The following is a 15,428-nucleotide window of genomic DNA, read 5'->3' as shown; positions in this document are numbered from 1 at the left end:
CCGCCACCCCACGCGCCCGCCCGCCCCTCCCCCGTGCGGGGGGGTGTGCACCCCCCGCCCGGGCCCCGCCCCCCGCGGGGGGGCGGGGCCCCCGGGCCCGGGGGATCGGCGGATCCTCAGATCCGGCCCTTGGTCCTCTTCGTCTTGTCCTCGGCCTTCGACACCATCTCCTCGGCCTTGCCGCCCATCTCCTCCGTGCGTCCCTCCGCCTGCATGCGCTTGTCGTCCATCGCGCTGCCGGCGGTCTCCTTCATCTTTCCCTTGACCTGCTTGGCCTTGCCCTTTGCCTTGCTCATGACGAGGTCGTTCCTTCCTGAGGGGGTACTGCTGACTACCATGCGTCAACGGTCGATAGCTCGCAATTGGGGTGAATCACCCGGTCGTCCCGGCCGAGCGCACCCCGAGCGCACGCCGCGGCCTTCACACCGCGTCGTGCCCGCCCCCATCGCGGCACCGCTCGGGCAGTCGCATTCCCCGCCGGTGTGCGGGTAGCCGCCGGATGGCACCGGTACCGCTCGGGTGCCGGGCCGCCGATGTCACGAGGAGTAGCCATGTCCGAGCCGGATATCCTCGACGGGCTGTACGACGGCCCGATGTACGTCGTGACGGCCGCGGCCGGGGGTGAGCGGGCGGGCTGCCTCGTGGGCTTCGCCTCGCAGTGCTCGATCCACCCGCCCCGGTTCGTCGTCTGGCTGTCCGTCGCCAACCACACCTACCGGGTCGCGCGCCAAGCCTCGTACCTCACCGTGCACGCGCTCGGCCGCGGCCAGCGGGACCTCGCCGAACTCTTCGGGGGCGAGTGCGGCGATCGGGTGGACAAGTTCGCGCGGGTCGACTGGCGTCCGGACGGGGCGGGAGGGCCGGTGCTGAGCGGGGTGCGGAGCTGGTTCACGGGCCGGATCGAGCAGCGGATCGAGGGCGGCGACCACGTCGGCTTCCTGCTCGCGCCCACCGGCGGACGCGGGCTCCCCGAGGACGCGGCGGCCGAGTTGCTCCGGTACGGCGACGTACGGGACGTGGAGGCCGGCCATTCGGCCTGACGCGCCGCCGGCCCGGCGGGCCCGCGGCACGCCGGGTCCGGGATCCCGCGCTCGGCTCCGTCAGCCGTCGGCCCCCTCCGGCCTCTCCGGCCTCCGGCCCCTGACCGCCCACGCGCGGGCGGTGAGCGCGATCGAGCCGTCCGCCCGCGCCGGCACGCTCTCGCGGAGCGCGTCGCGCAAGCGGTCCCGGTCCGTGGGGGCGAGGGTGGCGACGTAGCCGGGGGCCGGTCCCTGCCCCGCCAGGAACGGCTCCCACAGATCGGCGAAGCCGGAGAAGACCGTGGCCGCGTCGAGCGGGGCGACGCTCACGTCGACGAGCCCCGCCCCCGTCCACAGCGACCGGAGCGGACCCGGGCGGCACACGGGGAACCGGCGGCCCTCGTCCACGGCGGCGGCCGACGGGTCCAGCGCGACCGCGGCGTCCCAGAAGTGGCGCAGGAACGCCATGCCCCCGGCGTAGTCCCATACGTACGCGGCGACCAGTCCGCCCGGCCGCACGACGCGGGACGCCTCGGCCACCGCCGCGTCCGGAGCGGAGAAGAAGTTGAGCGCCAGTCCGCTGACGGCCACGTCGCACACGGCGTGGCGCACCGGCAGCGACAGCCCGTCGGCCACGGCGAAGCGCGTCGGCGCGGGAGCGGCGGCGCGCGCCGTGGTCACGAACCCGGCGGACCGGTCCAGGCCCAGCAGCATCCGGGGCCGGCAGCGTGCGGCCACCGTCGCGGTCAGGGCCCCCGTACCGCAGCCCACGTCCAGCCACCGCAGGCCGTCCGCCCCGTCGAGCCACTCCACGAACCGGTCCGCGACCAGGCGGCTCCACCGGCCCATGTACCGCTCGTAGGCGCTTCCCGCTGCCCACGTGTCCGACCGCTGCTCCATGCCACCACGATCCCGGATCCGGCCTCGGGGGAGCCGGGGGCGCGCGGGGCGGACGCTCCGCGGGCCGGACAACGCATGCTTCGCCCGCGGCGGCGAGGGCGAGGGCCGTTCAGGAGGCGGGTCCGGGCCCGTCCGGTCCCGCGATGGAGAACACGGCGCCGTCGGGGTCCCGCAGGGTGACCTCGCGGGTCAGGGGATCGGGGTCCGCGCCGGAGAGGCTGGTGCCGCCCAGCCCCAAGGCGGTCTTCACGGCGGTTTGCAGGTCGGGGACCCGGAAATGGACGTCCCAGCGCGGCCGCACGTGCGGGTCGGGGGCCTCGGCAAGGGCCCCGCCGCGCAGGCGGGCCACCGTCTGGTTCGCGTGCCGCAACAGGATGCGCTCGTCCTCCTCGGCGTAGGCGACCTCGCAGCACCCTGCGTGTTCACACGCCCACTCCAGGACCTCGCCGTAGAAGATGGCGGCGTCGAAGGCGTTCCTGGTGCGCAACTCCAGCCACGCGGGAGCCGCCTCGCCGCCGACACCCCAGTCGGGGATGGCGCCCCCCTGCCAGATTCCGAAGGCCGCCCCGTCGCGATCGGCGGCCAGCGCCACCCGGCCGGTACCGAAGGCCAGGGGGCCGACGGCGACGGTTCCGCTGCGTTCCATGATCCGCGCGGCCGCGACGTCGGCGTCGTCCACGGCGAAGTACGGGGTCCAGGCCACGGGGATCGAGAGTGCCTCAGCCAGGGCGCCGAGGCCGGCCACCGGGACCCCGTCGAGGAATCCGACGCAGTAGCCGTCACCGAGGCGGCCGGGGCGGAAATCCCAGCCGAGGACCGCCCCGTAGAACTCCTGGGCGGCACCGAGGTCGCGGGTCATGAGACTGACCCAGCACGGTGCACCGAATGTCTCGTGACTTGATGTCGACACGCCGTTCAACCTCATTCGCCTGATGCGACCCGGTCCCCTCCCACGGTACTCGCGGGCCCGCCGCCCCCGTAGCGGAGCGCGCCCGGACGGGCGGTGCGGGGGACGGCCCGGGAACGGGCGCCCTTACAGGTTCGGAATCGAGGCGAACCCGATGCATTCGACGTCGATCTGATCGGCGAGCTCGGTCATCACGCCCGCCAGGTCCAGGACGGTCTGCTCGTCGGCACGCATCTCGCCGGTGTTCGTCGATTCCAGCCAGTCGGCCGCGAGGCGGCGCAGGAGGTCGGTGACGTGGTCGGCGGGGATCAGCAGCATGCCGTCGTCCGCAGGGATGAGCGGAATCGATACCTGGATCATGAAACCGCCTCCCCGGGGAGCCTTCGTGGATGTTGCCTTCCGGGCGGCTACCCCATCGGCCGAGCGGCAACCGTCGAGCGGCGGTTCCCCCGCACCGGCCCGGCCCGGCGGGAAAGAAGGGGCCGGAGGCGGGAAGAGGAAGAGGAGGAGCCGGCGCCGACGAACGAGCCGGCGGTGTCCACCGCCGGCTCGCCCGTAATGTCGTACTCCTACCAATAGTGGCGTCGTCCGCCGACCCCGTGCCCGACGGCTCCGAGGATCCACAACACGACGCCGACGACGACCAGGATGATTCCGATGGTCCATAGGATCGAGATTCCGAAGATGAAGCCGAGGATCAACAGGATGATTCCGAGTGCGATCATGATTTTCTCCGATCTCCCTAACCGCTTCTGCCCCGTTCCGGCCGCGCAATGTGTGATCCGGTGGCCCCGCCTGGGCTGACCTCGGCATACGCACGTCCGAGGGGTGTGTGCCCGGCCGGTACGGCCTCCTGGGGAGGGACCGGCCCGGGGGCGCTCCCGCCTCCGAAGGGGCGGCCGCCCAGCGAGGCCCGGTCGTGCGGCGCGAGCCAGCCCGACAGGTCCGGGCCGGCCGGCACGATGCCCGTCGGGTTGATGTCCTCGTGCACGAGGTAGTAGTGGCGCTTGATGTGGTCGAAGTCGACCGTGTCGCCGAATCCGGGAGTCTGGAACAGGTCTCGCGCGTAGCCCCACAGGACCGGCATCTCCGACAGTTTCTGCCGGTTGCACTTGAAGTGGCCGTGGTACACGGCGTCGAAGCGGACGAGCGTCGTGAACAGCCGTACGTCCGCCTCGGTGATGTGGTCGCCGACCAGGTAGCGGGACGTCCTGAGCCGCTCGGTGAGCAGGTCGAAGCGGGCGAACAGGCGCGCGTACGCCGAGGCGTACGCCTCCTGGGACCCGGCGAAACCGGCTTGGTACACGCCGTTGTTCACATCGGCGTAGACCTCCTCGTTCACGGCGTCGATCTCCGGCCGCAACGCGAGCGGGTAGAGGTCGGGAGCGCCCGCGCGGTGGTAGGCCGTCCACTCCGTCGACATGTCGACCGTGATCCGCGCGAAGTCGTTGGTCACCACCGCGCCCGTCGGTACGTCGACGACCGCCGGCACCGTGACGCCCCGGTCGTAGCCGGGGTCGCGGGCGAGGTACGCGTCGCGGAGCAGCGCGATGCCGAGGACGGGGTCGCGGCCGCCGGGGTCCAGGCCGAAGGACCAGCTGCGCTCGTCATGCGTCGGACCGGCCACGGCCATCGGCAGCACCGCCTCCAGCCCCAGGAGCCGTCGTACGACGACCGCCCGTCCCGCCCAGGGGCAGGCCCGGCTGACCACGAGCCGGTAGCGGCCCGGCTCGACGGGGAACCCCTCGCGGCCGTCGGCGGTGATCCGGGTCGTGATGTACCTGCTGTCGCGCGCGTACGCTCCGCCCGCGCTCACGTAGCTCACGACGGACCCCCGCCCGCCCTCGCGGCCGCCTCACCCGTGGCACTCATGGGCTACGTGTGGGGCTGGTTGTAGTGCCGGGCGAACTGGTCCAGGTAGTTCGGCCCGCCGCCGTACTTGCCTTCGTCGAACTCGGGGGCGTTCTTGATCTGCTCCTTGCTCCGGTTGACGTAGACCTTCTGCTCGGCCGTGTCGATGCGCTCGATGGTGCCGGCCGGGAGCAGTACGTGCTTGCCGAAGATCCAGACACCGGTGTCGACCACGAGGTGGGACGCGCCGACGTCCTCGGAGTGCCTGTCGACCTTTCCGATGCTGCCGTCGGTGGCTTCCACCTTGTAGCCGACGAGGTCGGTTCCCTGCTCGTGTCCGGCGTCCTGGTGGTAGCCCCACATCTCTTCCTCGGTCATGGCCCATCCCTCCTCTGCGCGTGCCGACGGTCTCACCGTTCCCCGGGCGTCTCCCCAGAAAGGCCGGCGCTACGCACGCCGTCGCGGCGGGCCGGGCACGCACGCACGCAGCGCGGGCGCGGGCGCGTCAGCGCGCCGGCGGCGGGGGACCCGGCTCGGGCCGGCGGGCGGAGCCGCGGCGGTCCGCGCCCACGAGCGCGGACGTCTCACGGGCGGTGTCGGCGCCGAGGACGCGCCGGGCTCCGTCGCGCTCGCCCGGGATGTCGCGCAGGGCCCGCAGCCGGGTGCCGTGGCCGGGTTCGAGGCGGTCCAAGAGGTAGAGGAGGTTCATGGGCTGGGGCTGCCAGTTGTAGGCGAGCACCGTGATGCCGTGCTCGCGGGCCTGCTCCCGCAGGTCGAGGAGGCAGCGCAGGCCGGAGACGTCCATGAAGGGCACGTGGTGGACGTCGCAGGCGATGACGACGACATCGTCGCGCAGGACGGCGCTCCGCACCCCCGCGATCGCTTCTCCGGCTTCCTGATCGAGGTCGCCGACCAGGGTCAGGTGCGCGGTCGGTCCGTAGCGCCGGAGGGTGATCTGCAGGGCGCCGCTGTCGGTGGGGTCCATCGCGTCTTCCGCCTCGCCAGGCCGGGAACCGTGTCGAACGCTTGCCCCGGATCCACCTCGGGGTACCAGCGTACCTTCGTCATTCGCTCCGTCGGAGAACCCTCCGCCACTCCCATCCGTGGGATGGTGGGAGGGATGGACCAGCCTGGTTCCGTCGATTCGAGGCTTCGGTGACCCGCCGCCCTCCGGGACGGGCCGCGGCATGATCTTGCGGTGCCGTCGCGGCTTTGAACGCCGGACCTATGCACGGCGCCCGCCGCGCTCCGGACCCGCGGACCCACGGGGCCTGCTCTCCAGGGCTGCCACCCCGATCCGGGGAAGCCCGATGAAGCCCCATACCGCCCAGATCCAGTGCCTGGGATCCTTCGCCGTTCCCACGCTCTGCCCCGACGGGCGCGCGGTCACCGCGCCCGTCCGCACGGAATTCCTCGGGCACGCCCTGACCCTCGTGCCGCCCGCGGTCCGGTTCCTCGAACTGGACGGCGCGCGGAGCAGTGACCGCGACACGGCCGAGCCCGCGGGCCTCGTCCGGGCATGGGCCGCCGACCGGTCGGCGTACTGACCACCATCGGCGAACGGCTCGCGACGAGCCCGTCCCGCCACACGCCGCCCTCGCCCGGCCATCCCTGCCCGGGCACGTGAGTCGGCGCCTACACCCGGGGGTAGGTACCCCGGTGTGGTGTGAGGACGCGGGCCCCCGAACGTGCGCGAAGATGGGAGAGCGGGGCCAGGCGGGTGGAGGTGATGGCCGTGGATCCTGTCCACCCCGACTTCGCCAACGGACAATCCGTGACCGAAGCGGCTTTCGACGTCAACGCCCGCGGAAAGCTGCGCCCCGCCGACGTGGCGACCACCGCCGTCATTGCTTGGCAGTGCGAACCGCTCCGGGCAGCGGACATCGTCACCCGCAGCCGGGCCGCCCTCTCCGGCAAGGCCATGGTCGACACCGCCTGCGGCATGCTCGCCGCCACCGCCGGCATCACCCCGGGCCGGGCGGCCCGACCGGTTCCATGACCCTCCACGTGGACCTGCACGGCCGCGGCGCCGCGGCCGACGCCCGGCAGGCGGCCAGGAACTTCTTCGCGTCCCACACGTGCGCGGACGAGCCCCTCCCGCCCGTCGACCTGGACGCCGCGGTGCTGCTGATCAGCGAACTCGTCACCAACGCCCTGCGCCACACGAGCGGTGGCTGCGCCCTTGACCTCGACGTGCGGCCGGAGGGCATCGACATCGCCGTCACGGACACCAGCAGTGCCGAGCCGCAGCCCCGACGGATCGACCAGCAGGCCGAGGGCGGATGGGGCTGGCACCTCGTCAACCGCCTCGGGACCGACGTGAGGATCCTCCACCATCCGAGCGGCGGCAAGACCATCCACGTCCGCGTCCCTCACTGAGGGCCGGGGGAGAGGTGGTACACGGCGAAGGCCCGGTCTATGACGGCCATCGCCACGTTCCGGACGTGGACACCGCCCGGCGTCATACCGTGTTCGGTGCCGAGGTGGGCGTGCCCGTGGACGGCCATGTCCGCTCCGGCCTCGTCGATGGCCTCCGCCAGGTGGTAGCTGCCGAGGAAGGGGTAGATCTCCCGCGGCTCCCCGGCAAGGGTGTCCGGCACGGGGGCGTAGTGCGTGAGCGCGATGCGCAGCGTGCTGCCCCCGTCCCGGAGTTCGCGCAGCGCCTTCGAGAGCCCCTCGGCGCAGGAACGGCTGTAGCGCATGAACGACTTCATCTCCGGCTCGCCGAACTCGCTGCCGCTGCGGCCGGCGAAGCCTCCGCCGAAGCCCTTGGTGCCCGCGACCCCCACCCTCGTCCCGCCGACGTCGAGGACCACGCCGTCGCCCTCCAGGACGTGCACCCCGGCATCGGTCAGCTGCCGGGCGACGGCCTCCTCCTGGTCGCTCTGGTAGTCGTGGTTGCCGAGTACCGCGACCACGGGGACCGCCAGCGCGGCGACCTCGCCGGCCACCACCCGGGCCTCCCGCGCGGTGCCGTGCCGGGTCAGGTCGCCGGCCAGGAGCAGCAGGTCCGCGCACTCGCCGAGGGTGTCGAAGGCGGGGCGCAGCAGGCCGGCGCTGTCCGGGCCGAGGTGGATGTCCCCGACCGCCGCCACGCGTATCACGACAGCTCCTCGGGGTGGTCGGGGGCGCCGTGGTGGCTCACCGTGAGGTCCGCGTACCAGTCCGCGCCGGCCAGTTCCTCCCCGGCTATCCGCAGGACGGCCGCACGGCACTCCTCGTCGGCCACGCGGCCCCGCACGACGGTCCGGGCGCCGCGCGTGTCGATCCGTACGCCCAGCTCGGCGATGTCCTCGCGGGCCAGCCGGTCGCGCAGATGCTCGATGCGGTACTCGATGCTCTCGGCAGATGTCATGTCCCGTCCTTCGTGCTTGCCTCGCGCTCGATGACGCGGAGCCGTTCCAGCAGGTAGAGAAAGGAGTCGGGCAGCGGGGCCGACCGGTGGTCCCGGTCCAGCCGCTCCCAGTCGATCTGCTCGCGCAGCATCCGGGCCATGGGCAGCAGGTCGCCGAAGTCGCAGTAGTGCTCGCAGAGTGCGGCCAGGCGGCTGTCCATGAGGTCGGTCGGGGCGAGGACCGGCATCCAGACCGAGTCCACCGCCTTGACGCCCGCCCGCTCCAAGAGTTCCGTGCTGACGGGGCGCCGGGCCAGTTCGAAGATCAGGTCGATCTCCTCCCCGCCCGACCTGCCCTTGACCAGCCAGTCCTCGGGGGCTCTGCGCATCGCGATGCCGCCCTCCTCCAGCGCTTTGATCGCCGCCTCGGCGTCCTCGGGCCGGACACAGAAGTCCGTGTCGTGCTGGAACCCCGCAGGCAGCCCGTGGGCGAAGGCCGCCACGCTGCCGGCGAGCGCGAAGGGCAGCCCGGAGCCCTTCAGCAGCGCCGCCACGTGCTTGGTGGTCTCCAGGATCGCCTGCGTATGGTCCTTCGGCAGCGGGTCGCCGTCCGGCGCGGCGCGGCTCGGCCGCGTCGGCGCGGAGCCTTCCGGGGTGTGGAGGTCGGGACGGATCACGGAATACCTCACCGTCTGCTCGCCGGACAACGTCCGATACGGGTGCGGGTAACCCGTACGGGACCGGCGAAACCTCTCGGGCCCGAGGAGTAGAGGAGTGCGGCGGAGCGGGGACCGGCCCCCCGCGCGGCGGGGCGGCCCGTCAGGCGGCCGCGCCCGTCCCGGCCGAGGACGCCTTGCCGAGCGCGGCGACGAGCTGCTCGCGGGTCATGGTGGAGCGGCCGGGGAGCTGCGCGGCGGTGGCCCGCTCGTAGAGCTCCGCCTTCGTCAGCTCGCGCAGGTCCCCGCGCCCGGAACCGAGCCGCTTCTTCGCCGCGCCCCCGCTCCCCTTGGTTCCACGGCGCTGCTCCGCCATCCGCACCTCCTTCGCCGAGGACTTCACCCGGCCGGGCAGGGAGCCGATCTCCCTGCGGGGGTCGCGGATCTCGTCGGCCCAGTGCAGCGTGTGGCAGGTGAGCAGCTCGTTCTCGGCCTCCACCGCGACGAGGTACTCGTACTGGCGCACCGGACGTGCCATCGCCCTCACCGTCCTTCCGGGAGACCCCCAGGCGTGCCTGCCCGGGCCGGCGGACATCACTCCTCGGGCCGGCGGCGCGCGACCCGGGCGGGCCGGTTTGTCTGGGCGCGGCCGAGCGGGGTAGGCGGTCTTGAGGGGGCATGACGATCAAGGGAGTGAGCCATGAGCGAGCACGGCCAGTCCGGTCGCCACCCGCGGACCACACCGTCGCAGGCGATCGGTGAAAGCGGTGACCAGGAGGCCCGGCGGGAAGCGGACCGGGCGGTCGTCGAAGGCGGGCGGAGCAGCGGCCGACGGGACACGCGACGGCAGGGCGCCGGCGGGCAGGACACCGGTGGGAGCCCTTCCGGCCGGCAGGACACCGGCGGGCAGGAACCCGAACCCGAAGGGCACTCGGCCAAGCGCCAGCGCCCCGGCGTCGGACGCGAGGAGCAGGTACGCCCGCACGATCCACGCAGCCGCCGTTCCGACCGGGAGAGCGACGACCGCTGATCTCCCCCCCGCGCCCCGGTCGAACGCCGGCACCCGCGGACGGGGGAGAAGGCCGGAGCCCGCGCCGGGCGGACAGGCGCTCCCTCGACGCGGGCGTATCCCTACGAGCAACGGGACCCAGTGATGACGTACGACAAGGCGGGACCGCCCGCCAACCCCTTCCCCGTCGACCCCCACACGCCGAGGCCGGTTCCCAGGCCCGTCCCCGGACCGGAGCCGATGCCCGAGCCGCCGCCGGTCCCCACCCCGCGGGAGGCGGCCGCGCCCCGGTGGCCCGGGGGTTCCATGGGCACGCCGCCCAACGACCCCGTGCCTCCCAGTCCCACCCCCGCGCCCGGCCCGGGCCCCGGGCCGCAGCCCGGACCGCTCCCGGGTCCGGTGCCCGCTCCCGGCGGACCCGACCCGGTGCCGCCGGCACCGCCGCAGCCCGAACCCGATCCCCCGTCGCCCGGCCCGCGGCCGGAGCCGCACCCGCAGCCGGGCCCGCTGCCCGGGCCCGTGCCGGCCCCCGAACCGGTCACCTGAGACCGGGGGAAGCGGCGCGACGGCGACCACGTGCCCGGGCCTACCGGTCTTCCGGTGGGCCCGGGCACCGCCATGTCCCGTCGCCGCCCTCTACAAGGCCGAGCACCCCTCGGCAGCCCCGGCGGAGATCGCCGAGTTCCTCGCCGACGAGTCCCCCAAGGACGTCCTGGGTAGCGTCAGCAAGGGCACCCCGAACCAACTGCTGTTCACCGGCGGCCTCTGACCCTCGGAGCGGCCCCCGTCGGCCGGCGGGGGCCGACGGGGCCGGCCGTTCGCGGGGAGCCCGCTCCGGCCAGCGCGACTGACCCGCCCCGCGGCGGGGTACACACCCTGGCAGGCTGACGTCGGGGGGCGCGGATGGGTCGGGCACTGCGGGTGGGGCTTCCCGTACTTCTGGTGGGCTTCGTCCTCTGGTACGCCTCGTACTACACCACCATCGTGGTCTGGGAGGCGCGCAAGATCCTCTCCTGGCTGGCGGCGCCCCTGCTGGGGGCCTGCATCGTCACCTTGCTGTGGCTGCTGGTGAAACGGTTCCGCGGTAAGGAGCACGGCGGCGGTGGCGGCGCGGCGGTGGCCCTCGGATGGCTGTGCGGAGTCCTGGGACTCGGCGTCGCGGTCTGGTGGCTGGTGTACGGGGCGTACCTCCAGGACCGGGAGTACATGCACGGCGTGCGGATCGTGACCGAGGCGGTGCCCGAGCTGTCGGCCCGGGCGCCCTACGTGGTCGGCACGGCGCAGGCCGCTCCCCACTTGGGTGACGTCACCGGCGAGATCTCCGACATCACCTACCTGCCGGACTCGGACCGGTTCGCGACCCTGGTCGAACGGCGGGGTTGGCTGTCCGGATACGAGGTCGGCCTCGTGCAGGACATTCCGCTCGGCGGCAACAGCCGTACCCAGCAGCGCTGTGCGTTCGACCTGGACAAGGCCGACGCGCGGATCGGCGGCTGGTTCAACCACAACCTCGGCCGGGAGATCTCGGCGCGCAAGCGCTGGCTGCGCTTCGATGCCGACGATGCCTACGTGACCTGCGAGGGCGCCACGCCGATCGTGGTCGTCCCGCTGAAGCGACAGACCGGAATCCTGGTGGTGACCGAACGGCCCGCCGGACTCGCGCTGTACGACGGACGGACCGGAAAGCTCACGATCACGACCGACACGGCCGCGGTGCCCGGACCCTCGTACCCCCTGAGCCTCGCGGCCCGGCAGCGGGAGGGAACCGCGGCGGTCGGCAGCTTCGCCGACTGGTGGTTCGAGCGCAGCGGCTGGGACGAGTCCGAGGACGGTGCCAACGAGGGCAACGAGTCGGAGTTCACCCTGCAGTACCGCGACGCGAGCGGCCGCAGCGCGTACGTCACCCCGCTCACCCCGCAGGGCGAAGCCAGCTCGGTCGTTGCCGTGTCGACCGTGCCGACCCGCCACCGGGGAGGCGGGCTCGCCCCGATGACCGTCCACCGACTCAGTCCGACGTGGTCGTCACCGAAGGCGCTCGTCGCACTCGTCAAGGCGGAGTACCGGGACGTCTGCTGCTACAACGACGACAGGGTGTTCGAAGTCGTGCCCACCGGCGGCAGCACGTGGACCGCAACGGTCGGCAGCGAGCAGAACATCCGCTACCGGGTGGAGGGCAGGGGCCAGGTGGACGGCCGTGAGGCGACCTGTCTGAAGGCGGCTGACGGAGCGCTCATCCGGTGCGCGTACGCGGCACCCGGCTCGCCCGAGGAGCGCGAACTCCAGCGCAGGGAGCAGGAGAAGCAGAAACAGAAGACGGAGAACCCCGCGACCCCCGCAGACCCCGGCGACCTCACCGCGTACACCCCGGAACAGCTGGCCGAGCTGCAACGACGCGTCTCCGATGAGATGGTCCGCCGACTGAAGGGCGGCTAGTTCCTCCGGCCGAATCGATTGACGGAGTGACCCGACGATCTACCGGTTCCACGAGATGCTCCAGGTGTACGGGACCACGCTGAAGGCCCTGTCCACGAGGAGTTCGGCGACGGCATCATCAGCGCGATCAACTCCACACTGGACGCGAGGAAGGTCGCCGACCCCGAGGGCGGCGAGCGCGCGGTCGTCACCCTGGACGGCAAGTACCTCCCGACGAGGCCGTTCCGAGGCGCGCGGTCCGGCGGTGCGGACGCAGCCGCGCGCCGGCCGGCCGCCGGCCGTTCAGTCCTCGGTGAGGACGAAGTGCGTCCCGCGGCCGTCCGCGTCCACGTGCACGACCTGGTCGCCCACCCGCACGGTCTGGGTGCCGGCGACGGTCCAGGAGCCGGCCGGACCGCCGCTGCCGGGCAGCGGTGTCCAGACCTCCAGGAAGGTGCTGCCGTCGAGGTTGGTGCCCGTCTCGATCATGCGGCTGCCCTCGCCCCGCAGGGTTCCGACGTCGTGGCCGGGCGCGCCGACGTCGTGGTGGAAAGTGACCCGCTCACCGTCGTACGAGGTCGTCCCGGCGAATCCGCGGCTGTCCGCGTAGAAGGCGCCGGACTGGATCCACACGACGTGCCCGGTCTCCACGAGCGGGCCGCCGTCGCGGCTGATTCCGGCGCGGAGCCATGCGCCACGGGTGGGTGCGTCCATGCTTCCAGGGTCTCAGAACCCGGGCGGCGGGAAGGCCGGGGCGCACCCGGGAAGTCGGCCGGGACGGTCCGCGCACACACCGGAATCCGGATTCCGGATAGCGGACGGCGCAGGTCACCCACCCCCGGGCCACCTGTATTGCCTTCCCGCCACCGTGCCTTACGATCGCGGTGCCCCCGGGTCTTCGGGGAGGTCGTCCTGGTCTTGGGGAGTGTCGTGTCTCGCGTTGTCGGCTATGCGTCCGGCGTGTTCGACCTCTTCCACATCGGACACGTGAACCTCCTCAGGCACGCCCGCGGCCAGTGCGACCACCTCGTGGCGGGCGTACTGACCGACGAGGCCGCGGGCCACAAGGGGCACGCCCCGGTCGTCCCGCTCCACGAGCGGCTGGAGATCGTGAGCTCGCTCAAGTACGTCGACGAGGCCGTCGTCGACACCACGCTCGAGAAGATGGAGGCCTGGCGACAGGTCGGCTTCCACCGCCTGTTCAAGGGCGAGGACTGGAAGGGCACCCTCCGCGGCGCCCAGTGGGAGCGCGACTTCGCGGAGGTGGGGGTCGAGGTCGTCTACCTCCCGTACACCATGCACGTCTCCAGCACGACCCTGCGCAAGCTGCTCCAGGTACTGGTCGAAACCGGCGACCGGCGCTGATCGCGTCGCGGCCCGGACGAGCCGCAAGAGCAAGGCCTCGTGACGGGGCGACCGGCACCCGGAAGGGTCGTCGTCGCTGCCCGGTGGCGCGCCGCAACGGCGTCACCCGGCGCCGTGGTGTCCGCTGGGAGGGTGCGAGTTTCCGCGGGCGCCCGGTGGTGGGCCGAGCTGTCACCGGCCGCCGGGGCCGCCGCCATGGCCCCCGGGATCCTCTCCGTCGGCCTGCGCCTGACCGGGCACGACGCCCTCTCTCTGGTCACGCTGGCCGTCTGCGCGGCACTGTGGTGCGTACTCGCCGCCGACTTCGCCGCCCGGCTGCTCGGCGACCGTCGACGCTTCCGCGCCGAGGCCGACACCCCCGCGGCGCTCACCGCCGTCGCCGCCACGACCGTACTCGGCGCCCGGCTCTCCCTCCTCGGATGGCAGGCCGTGGCCGGGGCGCTGCTGGCCCTCGCCGCCGCGATCTGGCCCGGGCTGCTGTTCACCGTACTGGGGCACTGGGGGCGGCGGATGCCCGGCGCGGCCTTCCTCGTCTGCGTGGCGACCCAGGGGCTCGCCGTCCTGGCGGGCACCCTGGCCGCGACCACAGGGCACGAGTGGCTGGGCCGCGCCGCACTCGCCGCCTTCTGCCTGGGCCTGCTGCTGTACGTCGCGGCCCTGGTGCGCTTCGACTTCCGCGAGGTGTTCGCGGGCGCGGGCGACCACTGGGTGGCCGGCGGGGCGCTGTCCATCACGGCCCTCGCGGCGTCCGGACTCACGGCGTCACCCCTGTGGACGGGCTGGGCGCACACGGGGCTGCGTACCGTCACCCTGGTGACCCTCGGCCTCTCCCTGGCCTGGTACGTCGTCCTCATGGCGGCCGAGGCGGCCGCGCCGCGCACGCGCTACGACACCCGGCGCTGGGCGAGCGTCTTCCCGCTCGGCATGACGGCGACCGCTTGCGTCGCCGCCGCCGGCCCGACCGGTGTCCGGTGGCTGCGCCCCCTCGGCGAGGTGCTGCTGTGGATCGCGGTCGGGGCCTGGCTGCTGACCTTCGCCGCCTTCCTGCTCTACCGGATCCGCGGCCGGGGTCGCGGATCCGCGGACGGCCCGCGATGACCGGCCGGGACGCGGACGCGGAGCCCGGCACCCGGGGAGGAGGCGGCCGCCCGGGGCGTCCTACGGGCGCGGCCCGCCGTCGGCCCGCCGCTCACCGCCGCCCCGCCACCGGGTGAGAACGACGCAGCCCAGCAGTGCGACGGCCAAGACGAGTGCCCAGAGCGCGCCGTGGCGCAGGGTCAGCAGGCCGCCGGCCAGCGCCCCCAGGAACAAGGACACGACCGTCACGAGGCGGCGCAGTGACGCGGGCCCCCACCGGTCGGCCGCCAGCCCGGTCAGGGCCCGGGTGACCACGGTGGTGGTCAGATCGGGCACCGCGAGCCGGTGCACCACGGCGTTCTGCAGGCCCATGCCGAGGGCGAGCAGGGCGATGACGGGCGGCGGCCCCGCGCCGGCGGCCTTCAGGACGAGCGCCGCGCCCACCAGTACGGTCTGCGCCGCGACCAGCGGTGCGAACATGCGGTCGGCCGCGGTGGCGCGCCGCAGCCGGCCCGCGGCCAGCGCCCCGGTCAGGAACGCGCCGACGGCGAGCAGGGAGTCCGGGGCGGACAGGGACCGGTCTCCGGCGAGCGCGAAGCCGAGGAACACGACGTTGCCCGTCATGTTGGCGACGAAGACGTGGCCGAGGTCCAGGTAACTCACCGCGTCCACCACCCCGCTGACGAAGGTGAGGACGATCAGCAGCGGCGGCAGCACCCCGTGCGCGGACCCGGCGCCCCCCGGCTCCGGAGGGAACAGGAGCGCCGCCAGCGGCCGCAGGATCCCGCGCCGCCGCTCGGTCGAGGTCATGGTGCCCCCTTGGTCATGGCGTGTGGTCCGGCTTCGCGGAGCACACGCCCGCGGTGGACGGGATCGGGACCCCCGCCGGAGGCGAAGG

At 73.4% G+C, this 15,428-nt stretch carries 22 protein-coding genes and 1 pseudogene; 9 read left to right on the top strand and 14 right to left on the bottom strand.

Annotated features, from left to right (window positions below; translation table 11 throughout):
* Positions 1 to 116 precede the first annotated feature (116 nt).
* Entirely contained in the window at positions 117 to 296 is a 180-nt protein-coding gene (locus ACFWBY_RS05305) for a CsbD family protein (RefSeq protein WP_385330280.1), read from the bottom strand.
* 255 nt (positions 297 to 551) lie between these two features.
* Here ACFWBY_RS05305 and ACFWBY_RS05300 point away from each other — a divergent pair, with 255 nt between their 5' ends.
* On the top strand, positions 552 to 1,040 hold the full coding sequence (locus tag ACFWBY_RS05300; protein ID WP_385330277.1) for a flavin reductase family protein: 489 nt from the start codon (positions 552 to 554) through the stop codon (positions 1,038 to 1,040).
* A 60-nt stretch (positions 1,041 to 1,100) separates the two neighbouring features.
* Here the strand turns inward: ACFWBY_RS05300 and ACFWBY_RS05295 are convergent, their stop codons facing one another.
* From ACFWBY_RS05295 to ACFWBY_RS05265, 7 genes are all read right to left on the bottom strand, one after another.
* A complete protein-coding gene (locus ACFWBY_RS05295; protein ID WP_385330275.1) occupies positions 1,101 to 1,919 on the bottom strand; it encodes a class I SAM-dependent methyltransferase in 819 nt (272 codons plus the stop codon).
* A 109-nt stretch (positions 1,920 to 2,028) separates the two neighbouring features.
* Complete coding sequence (locus ACFWBY_RS05290; RefSeq protein WP_385330272.1) at positions 2,029 to 2,778, bottom strand: VOC family protein; 750 nt, start codon at positions 2,776 to 2,778, stop codon at positions 2,029 to 2,031.
* Between the two features lie 174 nt (positions 2,779 to 2,952).
* A complete protein-coding gene (locus ACFWBY_RS05285) occupies positions 2,953 to 3,186 on the bottom strand; it encodes a DUF6213 family protein (RefSeq protein ID WP_385330269.1) in 234 nt (77 codons plus the stop codon).
* Positions 3,187 to 3,395: 209 nt separating this feature from the next.
* Complete coding sequence (locus ACFWBY_RS05280; RefSeq protein ID WP_385330267.1) at positions 3,396 to 3,551, bottom strand: DUF6131 family protein; 156 nt, start codon at positions 3,549 to 3,551, stop codon at positions 3,396 to 3,398.
* 17 nt (positions 3,552 to 3,568) lie between these two features.
* A complete protein-coding gene (locus tag ACFWBY_RS05275) occupies positions 3,569 to 4,642 on the bottom strand; it encodes a glutathione S-transferase family protein (protein ID WP_385330304.1) in 1,074 nt (357 codons plus the stop codon).
* Positions 4,643 to 4,701: 59 nt separating this feature from the next.
* Positions 4,702 to 5,055, bottom strand: coding sequence for a PRC-barrel domain-containing protein (locus ACFWBY_RS05270; RefSeq protein WP_385330265.1), 354 nt, complete (start codon positions 5,053 to 5,055; stop codon positions 4,702 to 4,704).
* A 127-nt stretch (positions 5,056 to 5,182) separates the two neighbouring features.
* Positions 5,183 to 5,662 carry an STAS domain-containing protein gene (locus ACFWBY_RS05265; protein ID WP_385330262.1) on the bottom strand — a complete coding sequence of 160 codons (480 nt, stop codon included), beginning with the start codon at positions 5,660 to 5,662 and terminating at the stop codon, positions 5,183 to 5,185.
* A 325-nt stretch (positions 5,663 to 5,987) separates the two neighbouring features.
* Between ACFWBY_RS05265 and ACFWBY_RS05260 the strand changes: the two genes are divergently transcribed.
* From ACFWBY_RS05260 to ACFWBY_RS05250, 3 genes are all read left to right on the top strand, one after another.
* The gene (locus tag ACFWBY_RS05260) at positions 5,988 to 6,224 is read left to right on the top strand and encodes a hypothetical protein (protein ID WP_385330259.1); all 237 of its coding nucleotides are present in this window, start codon (positions 5,988 to 5,990) and stop codon (positions 6,222 to 6,224) included.
* 188 nt (positions 6,225 to 6,412) lie between these two features.
* On the top strand, positions 6,413 to 6,676 hold the full coding sequence (locus ACFWBY_RS05255) for a hypothetical protein (protein WP_385330257.1): 264 nt from the start codon (positions 6,413 to 6,415) through the stop codon (positions 6,674 to 6,676).
* Complete coding sequence (locus tag ACFWBY_RS05250; protein WP_385330254.1) at positions 6,673 to 7,056, top strand: ATP-binding protein; 384 nt, start codon at positions 6,673 to 6,675, stop codon at positions 7,054 to 7,056. The genes ACFWBY_RS05255 and ACFWBY_RS05250 overlap by 4 nt, the downstream gene beginning before the upstream one ends.
* Here ACFWBY_RS05250 and ACFWBY_RS05245 read toward each other — a convergent pair.
* The 4 genes from ACFWBY_RS05245 to ACFWBY_RS05230 all read right to left on the bottom strand — a co-directional run bounded on the left by ACFWBY_RS05245 (position 7,050) and on the right by ACFWBY_RS05230 (position 9,205).
* Positions 7,050 to 7,781 carry a metallophosphoesterase gene (locus ACFWBY_RS05245; RefSeq protein ID WP_385330251.1) on the bottom strand — a complete coding sequence of 244 codons (732 nt, stop codon included), beginning with the start codon at positions 7,779 to 7,781 and terminating at the stop codon, positions 7,050 to 7,052. The two genes, ACFWBY_RS05250 and ACFWBY_RS05245, sit on opposite strands and share 7 nt — an antisense overlap.
* Positions 7,778 to 8,032, bottom strand: coding sequence for a hypothetical protein (locus ACFWBY_RS05240; protein ID WP_385330248.1), 255 nt, complete (start codon positions 8,030 to 8,032; stop codon positions 7,778 to 7,780). Before ACFWBY_RS05240 ends, ACFWBY_RS05245 begins: the two co-directional genes overlap by 4 nt.
* On the bottom strand, positions 8,029 to 8,688 hold the full coding sequence (locus tag ACFWBY_RS05235; protein ID WP_385330245.1) for a nucleotidyltransferase family protein: 660 nt from the start codon (positions 8,686 to 8,688) through the stop codon (positions 8,029 to 8,031). Before ACFWBY_RS05235 ends, ACFWBY_RS05240 begins: the two co-directional genes overlap by 4 nt.
* Positions 8,689 to 8,830: 142 nt before the next feature.
* Complete coding sequence (locus ACFWBY_RS05230) at positions 8,831 to 9,205, bottom strand: hypothetical protein (RefSeq protein WP_385330242.1); 375 nt, start codon at positions 9,203 to 9,205, stop codon at positions 8,831 to 8,833.
* Positions 9,206 to 9,367: 162 nt separating this feature from the next.
* Between ACFWBY_RS05230 and ACFWBY_RS05225 the strand changes: the two genes are divergently transcribed.
* From ACFWBY_RS05225 to ACFWBY_RS05215, 3 genes and pseudogenes are all read left to right on the top strand, one after another.
* Positions 9,368 to 9,697 (top strand): hypothetical protein, encoded by a 330-nt coding sequence (locus ACFWBY_RS05225; RefSeq protein WP_385330240.1) that lies wholly within the window; start codon positions 9,368 to 9,370, stop codon positions 9,695 to 9,697.
* 882 nt (positions 9,698 to 10,579) lie between these two features.
* A complete protein-coding gene (locus ACFWBY_RS05220; protein WP_385330238.1) occupies positions 10,580 to 12,109 on the top strand; it encodes a hypothetical protein in 1,530 nt (509 codons plus the stop codon).
* Between the two features lie 25 nt (positions 12,110 to 12,134).
* Positions 12,135 to 12,334 (top strand): annotated as a pseudogene (locus ACFWBY_RS05215) (cyanate hydratase); the annotation flags it as partial.
* A 57-nt stretch (positions 12,335 to 12,391) separates the two neighbouring features.
* On the opposite strand, the gene ACFWBY_RS05210 reads toward ACFWBY_RS05215, so the two are convergent.
* Positions 12,392 to 12,802: a hypothetical protein gene (locus tag ACFWBY_RS05210; protein ID WP_385330235.1), complete on the bottom strand. Its 411-nt coding sequence runs from the start codon at positions 12,800 to 12,802 to the stop codon at positions 12,392 to 12,394.
* Positions 12,803 to 13,018: 216 nt separating this feature from the next.
* Here ACFWBY_RS05210 and ACFWBY_RS05205 point away from each other — a divergent pair, with 216 nt between their 5' ends.
* The gene (locus ACFWBY_RS05205; protein ID WP_385330232.1) at positions 13,019 to 13,453 is read left to right on the top strand and encodes an adenylyltransferase/cytidyltransferase family protein; all 435 of its coding nucleotides are present in this window, start codon (positions 13,019 to 13,021) and stop codon (positions 13,451 to 13,453) included.
* 132 nt (positions 13,454 to 13,585) lie between these two features.
* Complete coding sequence (locus ACFWBY_RS05200; protein ID WP_385330229.1) at positions 13,586 to 14,551, top strand: tellurite resistance/C4-dicarboxylate transporter family protein; 966 nt, start codon at positions 13,586 to 13,588, stop codon at positions 14,549 to 14,551.
* Between the two features lie 60 nt (positions 14,552 to 14,611).
* Here ACFWBY_RS05200 and ACFWBY_RS05195 read toward each other — a convergent pair whose 3' ends face one another.
* A complete protein-coding gene (locus ACFWBY_RS05195; RefSeq protein ID WP_385330226.1) occupies positions 14,612 to 15,340 on the bottom strand; it encodes a YoaK family protein in 729 nt (242 codons plus the stop codon).
* Positions 15,341 to 15,428: the final 88 nt, after the last annotated feature.

It is taken from the genome of Streptomyces sp. NPDC060049 (genome assembly GCF_042736715.1).
GTDB lineage: Bacteria > Actinomycetota > Actinomycetes > Streptomycetales > Streptomycetaceae > Streptomyces.
Note: the sequence above shows the minus strand (reverse complement) of the source record. Positions and strands in the feature narration are given on the sequence as shown.